Origin of the sequence: Streptomyces litmocidini (assembly GCF_014649755.1) — a bacterium.
GTDB classification, from domain to species: Bacteria; Actinomycetota; Actinomycetes; order Streptomycetales; family Streptomycetaceae; genus Streptomyces; species Streptomyces litmocidini.
Window position 1 is genome coordinate 71,501 of sequence record NZ_BMTQ01000005.1, and the last position, 12,581, is coordinate 84,081.

The window sequence follows — 12,581 nt, forward strand, 5'->3', positions numbered from 1 at the left end:
TCACGGATCGTCAACCCGAGGACCTCCTGTAGATTAATTTAGGACAGCCTAACCTTAGTGATCGAAGGGTTCCGTGAGCATCGAGGTCTACCGGGACGCCTGGGGCGTCCCCCATCTGCGGGCCGCGGACCCGGAGGAACTCGCCTTCGCCCAGGGCCGGGTCACCGCACGCGACCGCGCCTGGCAGCTGGAGGTCGAGCGGCACCGGGCCCGGGGCACCACCGCCGCCTTCCTCGGCGCCGCCGAACTCGGCTGGGACGCCTTCGTCCGCCGGGCCCGGCTCGCCGACACCGCCCGCCGCTGCTTCGAGCGGCTCGCGGCGACCGACCCGGCGACGGCCGCGTGGGTGCGCGCGTACGCGGCCGGGGTCAACGACGGCCTCGCCGAAGGGGCGGGCCGCGCGCCCGAGTTCGCCGCGACCGGCCTCGCGGCCGGCCGGTGGGAGCCGTGGACCCCGCTCGCCGTCTGGCTCTCGACCCACATCCTCTTCGCCGGCTTCCCCACCAAACTGTGGCGGGACGAGGTCGCCCGGCGGCTCGGCGAGGAGTGGACGGAACTCTTCGCGACCGACGGCCCCGGGACCGCGGGCTCCAACGGCTGGGTCGTGGCGGGCGGACGGACCGCGAGCGGGGCGGCCCTGGTGGCCGGCGACCCCCACCGGTTCGTCGAGGCCCCGGGCGTCTACCAGCAGATCCGGCTCGCCTGCCCCGCGTACGACGTGGTGGGGCTCGCCGTGCCCGGCGTCCCCGGCCTCGCCCACTTCGGCCACACCGGGCCGGTGGCCTGGGCGATCACCAACGCCATGGCGGACTACCAGGACCTGTACCGGGAACGGCTGCGACGGCTCCCCGACGGCACCGTGGAGGCCCTCGGCCCCGACGGCTGGGCCCCGGCGGCCGCGCACACGGAGACGATCGAGGTCGCGGACGCGGAACCGGTGCGGGTCGAGGTGATCGAGACGGACCGGGGACCGGTGATCATCGGCGAGCCCCGGAACGGCTCCGCCGAATGGGAGGGCGTCGCCCTGCGGCACCCGCCGCGGGTCACCGGGGAGCTCGGCTTCGGAGTGCTGCCCGCGCTGCTGCGCGCCCGGACCGTCGCCGACGTGGACGCGGCCCTCGACGGGTGGGTCGAGCCGGTGAACGTCGTCCAGGCCGCCGACACCCGGGGCGGCCTCCTGCACCGGGTCGCCGGCCACGTGCCCGTACGGGACCGGGCCAACTCCCTGCGCGTCGTGCCCGCCCGGGACCCGGCGCACGCCTGGGCCGACGGTCCGGCCCCCCTGCCCCGGGCCGAGGTGCACGGCCACGCCGTGATGGCCAACGCCCGGGGCCTGGCCGCGCCGCTGGGCGTCGAGTTCGCGCCACCGCACCGGGCGGCCCGGATCGACGAGCTGCTGCGCGCCTCGGCGGCCTGGACGCCGGAGACGACGGCCGCGATCCACCGGGACACCGACAACCCCTCGGCGGCCCGCCTCCTGGAGGCGGTACGACGCGCGGGCGAGGACCCGGGGGCCGTCGGCGACGACGGGCGGCCCGCCCCCCTCTCCCCCGCCGGTTCCGAGGTGCGGCGGCGGCTGCTCGGCTGGGACCGGCGGATGGACGCCGAGAGCGTCGACGCCGGGCTCTACGCGGCCGTGCGCGGTGCCGTCGCGCGCCGGCTCGCCGAACACGAGGCCTTCGCGGCGCTGCGCGAACCCGCCCCGTACCCCGAGCTCTTCCGCCCCTGGCTGGCGCTCGGACCGCGCGTCGCCTTCGCCCTGGAGACGCTGCTCGTGGCCGGGCCCGTGCCCGCCCGGGACGTGGACCGGATCGTGCGCGAGGCGCTCGACGAGGTCGGCGCCGGGGAGCCGCCCGCCGCCTGGGGCGTGACGCACCGGCTCGCGCCCTGGCAGGCGCTGCCCGACCCGGACGACGACCGGTGGCCGGGGCTCGGCGGGGACCACGACTGCGTGCTCTCCACGTCCAGCGTGCCCGGCTGGACCGACCGCTGCGCCCGTGCCTCCGCCGCGCGGTACGTCTGGGACCTGGCGGACCGGGAGCGGAGCCGCTGGATCGTGCCGTTCGGCGCGTCCGGCGTCCCCGGCGACCCGCACCACCGCGACCAACTCCCCCTGTGGCTGCGGGGCGAGCTCGCCCCCGTCACCACCGACTGGCAGAAGCTCACGAAGGAGCAGGGATGACCACCGCCGTACACGTCCAGACCGTCGAGGGCTTCGGGACCGTCACCGTCCGCCCCGTCGACCCCGAGGGCGACGCCCCGCTCCTGCACGGCTGGGTCAACGAGGAGCGGGCCCGCTTCTGGGGCATGGTCGGGACCACCGTCGAGCAGGTCCGGGAGGTCTACGCGCACCTCGACTCGCTGACCACGCACCACGGTTACCTGGTCGGCCGGGACGGGGATCCGGTCGCCCTCTTCCAGACGTACGACCCGGCGGCGGACCGGGTGGGCGAGTGCTACGAGGTGCGGCCCGGCGACATCGGCGTGCACCTGTTCGTCGCGCCGGGCCTCGCCCCCGAGGCCGGCTTCACGGGCCGGCTGCTCACCGCGCTCGTCGCCTTCTCGCTGAGGGACCGCACCCGGATCGTGGTCGAGCCCGACGCCGCCAACGAGAAGGCGATCGCCCGCCTGGTGCGGGCCGGTTTCGAGCTGGGGCCGGAGGTGGTGCTGCCCGAGGTGGACCTGCCGGAGGTCTTCATCCCGGAGAAGCGGGCCCGGTTGGCGTTCCTGAGCCGCTGACCGGCCGGCGGCCCGGACCCGGCCCCGGGCCGCCGGGGTCCGGTCACCGGGCCCGGCCCCGGGCGCCGGAGCTCAGCCCACGACCCGGCCGTTGACGACGACCCGGCGCGGCGCCGCGAGGACGCGGACGTCCGCGCGCGGGTCCTCGCCGTAGACGACGAGGTCGGCCGGGGCGCCCTCCTCCAGGGCGGGGCGGCCCAGCCAGGCCCTGGCCCCCCAGGCGGTGGCCGAGAGCGCGTCGATCGGCGGGATGCCGGCCCGGGTCAGCTCCTCGACCTCCTCGGCGACCAGGCCGTGGGCGAGGGAGCCGCCCGCGTCGGTGCCGACGAAGACGGGCACGCCCGCGTCGAAGGCGGCCCGCACGGTGTCGTAACGCCGTTCGTGGAGGCGGCGCATGTGCGCCGACCAGCGGGGGAACTTCTCCTGGCCGCCGTCGGCGAGGTGCGGGAAGGTCGCGATGTTGACGAGGGTCGGGACGATGGCCACGCCCCGTTCGGCGAAGAGCGGGATCGTGTCCTCGGTGAGGCCCGTGGCGTGCTCGACGCAGTCGATGCCGGCCTCGACGAGGTCGCGGAGCGAGTCCTCGGCGAAACAGTGCGCGGTGACCCGGGCGCCGAGCCGGTGCGCCTCCGCGATGGCCGCCTCGACCTCGGCGCGCGGCCAGCAGGCGGTGAGGTCGCCCACCTCGCGGTCGATCCAGTCGCCGACGAGCTTGACCCAGCCGTCGCCGCGGCGGGCCTCGCGGCCGACGTACGCGACGAGGTCGGCGGGCTCGATCTCGTGGGCGTAGTTGCGGATGTAGCGGCGGGTGCGGGCGATGTGCCGGCCCGCCCGGATGACCTTCGGGAGGTCCTCGCGCTCGTCGATCCAGCGGGTGTCGGAGGGCGAGCCCGCGTCCCGGATGAGCAGGGTGCCGGCGTCCCGGTCGGTGAGGGCCTGCTTCTCGCTGGTGGCCTCGTCGACGGGACCGTGCCGGTCGAGGCCGACGTGGCAGTGGGCGTCGACGAGTCCGGGGAGCACCCAGCCCTCGACGGCGACGGCCTCGGCGGCGGGCCGGTCGAAGGTGATCCGCCCGTCGACGCACCACAGTTCGTCGCGGACGTCCTCCGGGCCGACGAGCACCCGCCCCTTCACGTGCAGCACCTCGTGATCGCTCATACCCGCACTCTACGAGCCGCCGCCCGGGTCCCGGGCGGCGGTGTTCGTCACGGTCCGGGCACCCCCTGGGGACGCCAGTCGGCCTCCAGGTCGTGCGAGTCGGCCTTGGTGAGCCGGAAGAGGCCGGTGCCGTCGGCCCGCACCACGAAGAGGTGCTCGGGGTCGGCGTCGTCGGTGCCGCCCCGGGTGAAGACCAGGCGCCTGCCGTCCGGCGACCAGGACGGGTACGTGTCGTGGGCGCGGGCCGAGGTGATGCGGTGCGTCCCCCCGCCGTCGGGCCGGACCGCGTAGAGGTGGGCGAAGCCGGTGGAGTCCACGCGGCTGAAGGCGATCCGGTCGCCGCGCGACCAGTCGGGCGTCCAGTCCTGGGAGCCGGCCGGGGTGATCGGCGTCTGCTCCAGGGTGGACAGCCGGATCTTCATCAGCCGGCTGTGCCCGGACGCGTCCGCGCGGCTGTACGCCAGGTGTCCGCCGTCCGGGGACCACGCCGGGCGGAACTCGTCCTCCGGGGTGTGGGTGAGCCGGGTGGCGGGGGTGCCGTCGGTGTCGGCCACGTAGATCTCGCGCTCGGTGCCGGCCGGCTTGGAGTAGGCGATCCGCGCGCCGTCCGGGGACCACGCCGGGTCGGAGGCGCCCTCGGTGCCGGGCACGGGCTTCAGGTCGCCGCCCCCGCTGTTCATCGTCCAGATGCCGTCGACCGCACCGTCGGAGCCGTAGCGGAGGAACGCCACCCGCTTGCCGTCCGGGGACCAGCTGGGCATCACGTCGCTGACGGCGGGGGTGTGGGTGAGCCGGGTGGGCGAGCCCCCGAACGGGGCGATCGCGTCCAGGTCCTCGACGGGCGCCGCCGCGTCGTAGCGGGCGAAGACGATCGTGCGGAACGGGGCCGCCCACACCACGCCGGTCGCTCCCGCGTTCCCCGGGGCGGCGAGGGTCAGCGGGGCGGCGAGGGTGAGCGCCGCGGCGGCCACCAGCGCCCGGCGCGGCCGCGCCGTTCCGTTCGCGCCGGTTCCGGCTCTGCCGGTTCTCCGGATCATCGTGTCCACCCCGTTCCTCCCGGCGGCCTCCGTCGGGACCGCTCCGGCCCGCACCGTCCCACCGGCGGGGCCCCGGGGGAAGCGCCCGGACGCGGTGGTGGAACCCCTGTGACACGTTCCGTACGGCACCGTGACGGCGCACCGCCCCCCGGTCGGGCGCCGGGGACCGCTTACGCTGGCACGAGCCCGATCCCGATGCACGCGTGCATGCGACACGCGTGCGACACCGAAGAAGGAACCTCCGTGACCGTGACACATCCGCTGCTGGACCTGGCGCCGATGACCGCCGCGCACTTCGCGTCGATCGAGCGCCGGGTGGCCGCGCTGCTCTCCACGGAGCAGGACGTGGTGATCACCCAGGGCGAGGCGCTGCTGCCCCTGGAGGGGTGCATCCGCAGTGGCGCGCGGGCCGGTTCGACCGCGCTGAACGTCGTCACCGGTCCGTACGGCCAGACCTTCGGTGACTGGCTGCGGGACTGCGGGGCGACCGTGGTCGACCTGGCGGTGCCCTTCCACACGGCCGTGACGGCGGAGCAGGTGGAGCGGGCGCTCGCCGAGCACCCGGAGATCGACTTCGTGTCGCTGGTGCACGCCGAGGCGGCGACCGGGAACACCAACCCGGTGGCGGAGATCGGCGAGGTCGTGCGGGCGCACGGCGCGCTGTTCTACCTGGACGCCGTGGCGTCGATCGGCGCCGAGCCGGTGCTGCCGGACGCCTGGGGCGTGGACATGTGCATCATCGGCGCGCAGAAGGCGATGGGCGGGCCCGCGGGCGTGTCGGCGGTGTCGGTGAGCGCGCGGGCGTGGGAGCGGTTCGCCGCCAACCCGGCCGCGCCGCGCCGCTCGTACCTCTCCCTCCTGGACTGGAAGGAGCGCTGGATCGACGGCGGCCGGAAGGCCCTTCTGCACGCTCCGGCGCAGCTGGAGATGCTGGCCCTGGAGGCCTGCCTGGAGCGGATCGAGGCGGAGGGCCTGGACGTGCTGATGGCCCGGCACGCGTCGGCGGCGGCCGCGACCCGTGCGGGCGCGCTGGCCCTGGGCGGCGGTCTGGAGCCGTACGTGCACGAGGCGGAGGACGCGGCGCCGGTGGCGACGACGCTGCGCACGCCCGCGGGCGTCGACGCCTCGGAGCTGGTGGCGAAGGCCCTCGCGGCCGATCCGTCGCTGCCGCTGATCGCGGGCGGCGGGGCGCTGGCCGGGGAGATGATCCGGGTCAACCACTACGGGGTGGACGCCACACCGGGGGCCGTGCAGTCCTCGCTCGCCGCCCTGGGCGCGGCGCTCGGCGAGTCGGGCCGCGCGGTGGACCTGGAGGGTGCGCGCCGGGCGGTCACGGAGGCCTGGTAGTCCGTGCGCGGGAGGGGCGGGGGTCCGGACCCCCGCCCCTTTCGCGCACCCGGGTTCAGAGCGCGGGGTAGTCGACGTAGCCCTGGGGGCCGCCGGCGTACATCGTGGTGGGGTCCGGGGTGGCGTAGGGACCGTCGGTCCGCAGGCGGGCGGGCAGGTCGGGGTTGGCGATGAAGAGCCTGCCGTACGCGACGAGGTCGGCGGTGCCGTCCTCGATCAGGGCCAGGGACTCGGCGCCGGTCGGGTCGGCGCCGGTGGCCGGGTTGAGGATGAAGGCGCCGGCGAACCGCTTGCGCAGGTCGAGGACGAGCGGGCGGCGCTCGGGGGCGGTCTCCAGGACGTGGAGGTAGGCGATGCCGACGGGCTCGATCGCGGTGAGCAGCCGGGTGTAGAGCTCCTCGGTGTCGGTCTCGCTGATGTCGTTGAGGGTGCCGGCCGGGGAGATGCGCAGGCCGGTGCGTCCGGGGCCGATCTCGGCGGCGACGGCCTTCACGACCTCGACGGCGAAGCGGATGCGGTTCTCGACCGGGCCGCCCCATTCGTCGGTGCGGCGGTTGGAGCCGGAGGCGAGGAACTGCTGGATCAGGTAGCCGTTGGCGCCGTGGACCTCGACGCCGTCGAAGCCGGCCTCGACGGCGTTGCGGGCGGCGGAGGCGAAGCCGGCGATCGCCTCGCGCACCTGGTCGCCGGTGAGTTCGCGCGGGGTGACGAAGTCCTTGGGGCCCTCGTGGGTGTAGACCTGGCCGGCGGCGGCGACGGGCGAGGGGCCGACGGGGTGGAGGTCGCCGTCGAGGAGGTCGGGGTGGCCGATCCGGCCGGAGTGCATGAGCTGGGCGAAGATCCGGCCGCCGCGTGCGTGGACGGCGTCGGTGACCTCGCGCCAGGCGGCGATCTGCGCGCGGCTGTGGAGTCCGGGGGTGTTGGGGTAGCCCTGGCCCTCGGGGACGGGCTGGACGCCCTCGCTGATGATCAGTCCGGCGGAGGCGCGCTGGGCGTAGTACTCGGCGACGACCGCGGTGGGTGTGCCGTCCTCGCCGTTGGCGCGGCTGCGGGTCATCGGGGCCATCGCGATGCGGTTGGCGAGACGGGTGCCGGCGAGGTCGAACGGGTCGAATGCAGTGGTCACGGCTGTCCCTCACAAGAATATGTGGTCGGCCAACTAATCGGGCCGACGCCACTGTAACCCATTTATTTGGCCAGCCAATAGAATCTGTCGCCCGAAGGTAATCTTGGGGAGGAGAGCCGCCCCGAGGAGCCCGCATGCCAGGAACCGACCCCGTCTGTACCGTCCCGTCCGCCGAGGCCCCGGTGCCCGCCGGGTGCGGCGGGACCGTCAGCCACGCCCTGGCGTGGGTCGCGCGGCTCCACCGGATCGCCATGGGCCGGCGGCTGCGGGACCTCGGCCTCTACCCGGGCCAGGAGCTGATGATGATGCGCCTGTGGGACTGCGGGGCGGTCCGCCAGTCGGAGCTCATCCAGTCGCTCGGGCTCGATCCCTCCACGGTGACGAAGATGCTCCAGCGCATGGAACAGTGCGGATACGTCCGCCGCAGCCCGGACCCGGCCGACCGGCGCGCGGTCCTGGTCGAGGCGACGGAGGCGGGCGCGGCCCTGCGCGCCGGGGTCGAGGGCGCGTGGGCGGACCTGGAGGAGAGCACGCTCGCCGGACTCGCCCCGGCCGACCGGGCGGAACTCGCCCGTCTGCTCGGCCTGGTCGGCGGGAACCTGGCCGAGGAGGCGGGCGAGGAGGGGGCCGGACCGGTCTGCTGAGGCCCGCGCCCACCGCCGGGACGGGGCCGTTCGCCGGGGGTCAGCCCGCCAGGACGTCCAGGACGCGGTCGACGTCCGCCGCCGTGTTGTACAGGTGGAACGACACCCGCAGGTTGCCCGCGCGGACCGAGAGCACGACGCCCGCGTCGTGCAGGGCGTCCGCCCGGTCGCCGAGGCCGGGGACGGCGACGACCGTCGAGTCGTCCGCGACCGGCTCGTGCCCGAGGTCGAGGAGCCCGGCGCGGAAGCGGGCCGCGAGCCCCTTGTCGTGGGCCTCGATCCGCTCGATGCCGACCTCCTCCAGGAGGGCGAGCGAACGGGCCGCCCCGTGGTACGAGAGGAAGGCGGCCGGCTCGTCGAAGCGGCGGGCGGAGCGGGCCAGTTCACGGACCGGTCCGTAGCTGTTGACCCACAGCTCCTCGCCCGTGACCCAGCCCGCGTGGATCGCGAGCAGGGTGTCCTGCGCCTCCTCCGTGACGGTCAGGAAGGACGCGCCGCGCGGGCAGAGCAGGTACTTGTAACCGGCGGTGACCGTGTAGTCCCACTCCGCCGCGTTCAGCGGCAGCCAGCCCGCCGACTGCGTGGCGTCGAGGAGGGTGCGGGCGCCGTGGGCGGCGGCCGCCTCCCGGATCGCCGCGAAGTCGGCCGTGCGGCCGTCCGCCGACTGCACGGCGGAGAAGGCGACGAGCGCCGTCCCGGGCCGGACGGACTCGGCGAGCCGGTCCAGGGGCACGAAGCGGGTCTTGAGGTCGCCGCGGATCGTGAAGGGGGTGATGACGGAGGAGAAGTCGCCCTCGGGGAAGAGGACCTCGGACCCGGTCGGCAGCGACTGGGCGATCATCCCGCAGTGGACCGCGACCGAGCTGCCGACGGCGACGCGCTCGTGGGAGACGCCGGCGATCCGGCCGAAGGCGGCGCGGGCCTCGTCGACGACGTCGAAGCTGCCGGCGCCCCCGGCGCGGCCGTCGGCGGTCTCCTCGGCGAGGAGGGTGACGGCCTCGACGGTCCGGCGGGGCAGCAGGCCGCAGGCGGAGGTGTTCAGATAGGTCTTCTTGGGCGCGAACTCGGCGCCGCCGAGCGGCTGGTCAAGGGATTCCATGACCCCCACCCTGGATTCCCCACGATCACCCGTCAATGGCGATCCGATCGTGGGGAAGTCCACGCCCCGCGTGTCTCCGCGGGTCAGACCCTGCGCGGCTCGGAACGGTCAGGCCGACGGGACCTCGCAGGCACCGTCCGGGCCGCAGACCTCCGCGTCGGCGCCGACCGGCTGGAGGGCACGGCCCTGCCAGGCCTGCTCCAGGGCCTGGGTGAAGACCTCGGCGGGCTGGCCGCCGGAGACGCCGTAGCGGCGGTCGAGGACGAAGAACGGCACGCCGGTGGCGCCGAGTTCGGCGGCCTCCCGCTCGTCCTCCCGTACGGCATCGGCGTAGGCCGACCCGTCGGCGAGGACGGCCCGGACCTCGGCCTCGTCGAGACCGGCCTCCACGCCCAGCGCCACCAGGGTCTCGGCGTCGAAGACGGAGCGCTCCTCGGCGAAGTTGGCGCGATAGGCCAGGTCCAGGAGCTCGCCCTGGCGGCCGCGCTCCTTGGCGAGGTGCAGCAGCCGGTGGATGTCGAAGGTGTTGCCGTGGTCACGGCCGTCGGTGAGGTAGGCGAGGCCCTCCGAGTGCGCGTTCGACGCGACGTGCGCCTCCATGGCGCGGGCCTCGTCGAGGGTGCGGCCGTACTTCTTCGCCAGCATCTCCAGGACGGGGCCGGTGTCGCCCTTGGCGCGGTTCGGGTCGAGCTCGAAGGAGCGGTGCACGACCTCGACGTCGTCGCGGTGGGCGAAGGCCGCGAGCCCCTTCTCGAAGCGGGCCTTGCCGATGTAGCACCAGGGGCAGGCGATGTCGCTCCAGATCTCGACGCGCATGTGACTTCTCTCCGAGGGGTTGCCGGTGGGGTGTACGGGGTGTGTACGCCGGAGGGAACGCGCCGGCCGGTCCGTTTCATTCCGTTTCCGGCCCCGGTGTGAGCAGGAGCACCGGGCGTCAGGGGGCGACCGCGCGCGTCAGGCGGTTGAAGGAGGACCGGTAGGCGCTCGGGGTGAGGCCGGTGCGGCGCAGGACGTGCTGCCGCAGCGAGTCGGCGGAGCCGAGCCCGCTCGCGCGGGCCACCCGGTCCATGGCGAGGGAGGTGGTCTCCAGGAGCTCCTTCGCCCGCTCGACGCGCTGGTGGAGCAGCCACTGGAGCGGGCTGACGCCGGTCTCGGCGAGGAAGCGGCGCGAGAGGGTGCGGACGGAGACCCCGGCGTGCCGGGCGAGGTCGGTGAGGCCGAGGGGTTCGTCGAGGTGTTCCATCGCCCACGCGCGCGTGTCGGCGAAGGAGACGCCGCGCTCGGGCGGCAGCGGGGTCTGGGTGAACTGGGTCTGGCCGCCGGGCCGGACGGGCGCGACGAGGGCGAGCCGGGCGACGGCGTTGGCGACGGCGGCGCCGTGGTCGGTGCGGATGACGTGCAGGCAGAGGTCGATGCCCGCCGCGTATCCGGAGGAGGTGAGCACGGGGCCGTCCTGGACGAAGAGGACGTCGTCCTGGAGGTCGACGGCCGGGTGGCGGGCGGCGAGCAGCGGCCGGTAGGCCCAGTAGGTCGTCGCCGCCCGGCCGTCGAGCAGTCCGGCCTCGGCGAGCGCGAAGGCGCCGGTGCAGATGGAGGCGATCCGCTTGCCGTCGCCGGCGGACGCCCGCAGGACGTCGAGGACGCGCGGGTCGGGGTCCTCGTACGCCCCGCTGCCCGCGAGGATCACGGTGTCGGCCCCCTCGACGGCTTCGAGCCCGTGCGGGACGACCAGGTCGAGGCCGCCGGTGGTGGTGACGGGCCCGGGGTCGGGGGCGCAGATGACCGTCTCGTACCCGGGGCCGCCGTCGATCTCGACCTTGCCGAAGAGCATCTCCGGGATGGCCAGGTTGAACATCGAGACGGGCGGTGCGGCGATCACGGCGACGCGCCGCACGCGGGAACCGACGGGCATGGCCAGAACCTCCGGTCGTATGGCATTCGAGCCACTACTGTACGAGGCCGCCGCTCACGAAGCTGGGGGCATGTCCTCCACAGTGCTCACCACCGGGCCGGTCGTCCGTCACGGCGCCCCCTCCCCCGGGCCCGCGCTCGCCGCGGCCATGCTCGGCTTCGCCCTCATCACCCTCGACACCTCCGTCGTCAACGTCGCCCTGCCCGCGATCGGCGCGGACCTCCGGGCCGGGATGACGGGCCTGCAATGGGTCGTCGACTCGTACACGCTGGCCTTCGCCGCGCTGCTGCTCTCCAGCGGGGCGCTGGCCGACCGGGTCGGGGCGAGCCGGGCGTACGGGGCGGGGGTCGTCGTCTTCGTCCTCTCCTCGGCGGTCTGCGGCCTGGCCCCCGGCCTGACCGGGCTCCTGGCGGCCCGGACGGTGCAGGGCGCGGCGGCGGCCGTGATGCTGCCGGCCTCGCTGGCACTCGTACGGGAGGCGTACGGCGATCCCGGGCGGCGGGCCCGGGCGGTGTCGCTGTGGGCGGCGGGCGGCACGGTCGCGGTGGCCCTCGGCCCGGTCGCGGGCGGGGCGCTGACCACGGCCTGGAGCTGGCGCGGGATCTTCTTCGTCAACCTGCCCCTCGGACTCCTCGCGCTCTCCCTGCTGACGCGGGTGGCCCGTTCGTCGCGCCGGCCCGCCCCGCTGGACCTGCCGGGGCAGCTCACGGCGGTGACGGCGCTCGGGGCGCTGACCTTCGCGGCCATCGAGGGCGGCGCGGAGGGCCGTTGGGCGCTGGGGCTCGCGGTGGTCGCCTTCGCCGCGTTCCTGCTGGTCGAGGCGCGACGGCGGCATCCGATGGTGCCGCTCGGGCTGTTCCGGAACACGACGGTGGCGGTGGCGGTCGCGGCGGGTTCGGCGAACAGCGTGGCCTTCTACGGCATGGTCTTCGTGTTCGGCCTCTTCTTCCAGCAGGTGCTGGGGCTCTCGGCGCTCGGCGCGGGGCTGATGTTCCTGCCGATGACGGGGCTGCTGGCCGGGGTGAACGTCCTGTCGGCGAGGGTGGCGGCGCGGTACGGGGCGCGACTGCCGATCGTCCTGGGCCAGACGGTCGCGGTGGCCGGGCTCCTGGGCCTGCTCACCGTGGACGCGGACTCTTCGCGGCCGGCGCAGGCCCTCCTGCTCGTGCCGCTCGCGCTCGGGGCCGGCTTCTCGCTGCCGCCGCTGATCGCGGCGATGATGGAGGCCGTCCCGGCGGAGCGGGCGGGCACGGCGGCGGGTCTCCTGAACGCGATCCGGCAGACGGCGGGCGCCCTCGCGGTCGCGGTCTTCGGCTCGCTCGCGGCCCGGGACATGACGACGGCCCTGCACACGAGCCTCCTGATCAGCGCGGGCCTGCTCACCCTGACGGCCCTGGCCTCGCTGCGGCTGCCGCGCCGCCGGAGCCGTTAGGGGCGGCGGCGAGCCGACGCGGCCGGGCCGCCCTTCGGGGGAAAGGGCGGCCCGGGGCGTGGGCGGGGCGGGCGCGCCGCGCGCCGG

General features: G+C 75.3%; 11 protein-coding genes. 5 read left to right on the forward strand and 6 right to left on the reverse strand.

Going from position 1 to position 12,581, the window contains the following annotated elements; translation table 11 throughout:
• Positions 1-73 precede the first annotated feature (73 nt).
• The gene (locus IE180_RS12610) at positions 74-2,182 is read left to right on the forward strand and encodes a penicillin acylase family protein (protein WP_190156942.1); all 2,109 of its coding nucleotides are present in this window, start codon (positions 74-76) and stop codon (positions 2,180-2,182) included.
• Positions 2,179-2,739 carry a GNAT family N-acetyltransferase gene (locus tag IE180_RS12615; RefSeq protein WP_190156943.1) on the forward strand — a complete coding sequence of 187 codons (561 nt, stop codon included), beginning with the start codon at positions 2,179-2,181 and terminating at the stop codon, positions 2,737-2,739. The genes IE180_RS12610 and IE180_RS12615 overlap by 4 nt, the downstream gene beginning before the upstream one ends.
• Before the next feature lie 72 nt (positions 2,740-2,811).
• Here IE180_RS12615 and IE180_RS12620 read toward each other — a convergent pair whose 3' ends face one another.
• Positions 2,812-3,897 carry an amidohydrolase family protein gene (locus IE180_RS12620; RefSeq protein ID WP_190156944.1) on the reverse strand — a complete coding sequence of 362 codons (1,086 nt, stop codon included), beginning with the start codon at positions 3,895-3,897 and terminating at the stop codon, positions 2,812-2,814.
• A 47-nt stretch (positions 3,898-3,944) separates the two neighbouring features.
• A complete protein-coding gene (locus IE180_RS12625) occupies positions 3,945-4,934 on the reverse strand; it encodes a beta-propeller domain-containing protein (protein ID WP_190156945.1) in 990 nt (329 codons plus the stop codon).
• A 249-nt stretch (positions 4,935-5,183) separates the two neighbouring features.
• Here IE180_RS12625 and IE180_RS12630 point away from each other — a divergent pair, with 249 nt between their 5' ends.
• Positions 5,184-6,281: a pyridoxal-phosphate-dependent aminotransferase family protein gene (locus IE180_RS12630; protein ID WP_229860486.1), complete on the forward strand. Its 1,098-nt coding sequence runs from the start codon at positions 5,184-5,186 to the stop codon at positions 6,279-6,281.
• Between the two features lie 55 nt (positions 6,282-6,336).
• Here IE180_RS12630 and IE180_RS12635 read toward each other — a convergent pair whose 3' ends face one another.
• A complete protein-coding gene (locus IE180_RS12635) occupies positions 6,337-7,407 on the reverse strand; it encodes an alkene reductase (protein WP_190156947.1) in 1,071 nt (356 codons plus the stop codon).
• Between the two features lie 134 nt (positions 7,408-7,541).
• Here IE180_RS12635 and IE180_RS12640 point away from each other — a divergent pair, with 134 nt between their 5' ends.
• Positions 7,542-8,051: a MarR family winged helix-turn-helix transcriptional regulator gene (locus IE180_RS12640; RefSeq protein ID WP_190156948.1), complete on the forward strand. Its 510-nt coding sequence runs from the start codon at positions 7,542-7,544 to the stop codon at positions 8,049-8,051.
• A 40-nt stretch (positions 8,052-8,091) separates the two neighbouring features.
• On the opposite strand, the gene IE180_RS12645 is transcribed toward IE180_RS12640, so the two are convergent.
• The 3 genes from IE180_RS12645 to IE180_RS12655 form a co-directional block, all read right to left on the reverse strand.
• Positions 8,092-9,150: an aminotransferase class V-fold PLP-dependent enzyme gene (locus tag IE180_RS12645; protein ID WP_190156949.1), complete on the reverse strand. Its 1,059-nt coding sequence runs from the start codon at positions 9,148-9,150 to the stop codon at positions 8,092-8,094.
• A gap of 108 nt (positions 9,151-9,258) precedes the next feature.
• On the reverse strand, positions 9,259-9,966 hold the full coding sequence (locus IE180_RS12650; RefSeq protein WP_190156950.1) for a DsbA family oxidoreductase: 708 nt from the start codon (positions 9,964-9,966) through the stop codon (positions 9,259-9,261).
• A 118-nt stretch (positions 9,967-10,084) separates the two neighbouring features.
• On the reverse strand, positions 10,085-11,062 hold the full coding sequence (locus IE180_RS12655) for a GlxA family transcriptional regulator (RefSeq protein WP_190156951.1): 978 nt from the start codon (positions 11,060-11,062) through the stop codon (positions 10,085-10,087).
• A 70-nt stretch (positions 11,063-11,132) separates the two neighbouring features.
• On the opposite strand from IE180_RS12655, the gene IE180_RS12660 reads away from it, so the two are divergent.
• On the forward strand, positions 11,133-12,494 hold the full coding sequence (locus IE180_RS12660) for an MFS transporter (RefSeq protein WP_190156952.1): 1,362 nt from the start codon (positions 11,133-11,135) through the stop codon (positions 12,492-12,494).
• Positions 12,495-12,581 lie beyond the last annotated feature (87 nt).

Coding starts and splice junctions, on each gene's coding strand:
- IE180_RS12640 (WP_190156948.1), top strand. CDS start 7,542: ATGCCAGGAACCGACCCCGTCTGTACCGTCCCGTCCGCCGAGGCCCCG.
- IE180_RS12625 (WP_190156945.1), bottom strand. CDS start 4,934: ATGATCCGGAGAACCGGCAGAGCCGGAACCGGCGCGAACGGAACGGCG.
- IE180_RS12615 (WP_190156943.1), top strand. CDS start 2,179: ATGACCACCGCCGTACACGTCCAGACCGTCGAGGGCTTCGGGACCGTC.
- IE180_RS12655 (WP_190156951.1), bottom strand. CDS start 11,062: ATGCCCGTCGGTTCCCGCGTGCGGCGCGTCGCCGTGATCGCCGCACCG.
- IE180_RS12620 (WP_190156944.1), bottom strand. CDS start 3,897: ATGAGCGATCACGAGGTGCTGCACGTGAAGGGGCGGGTGCTCGTCGGC.
- IE180_RS12650 (WP_190156950.1), bottom strand. CDS start 9,966: ATGCGCGTCGAGATCTGGAGCGACATCGCCTGCCCCTGGTGCTACATC.
- IE180_RS12645 (WP_190156949.1), bottom strand. CDS start 9,150: ATGGAATCCCTTGACCAGCCGCTCGGCGGCGCCGAGTTCGCGCCCAAG.
- IE180_RS12660 (WP_190156952.1), top strand. CDS start 11,133: ATGTCCTCCACAGTGCTCACCACCGGGCCGGTCGTCCGTCACGGCGCC.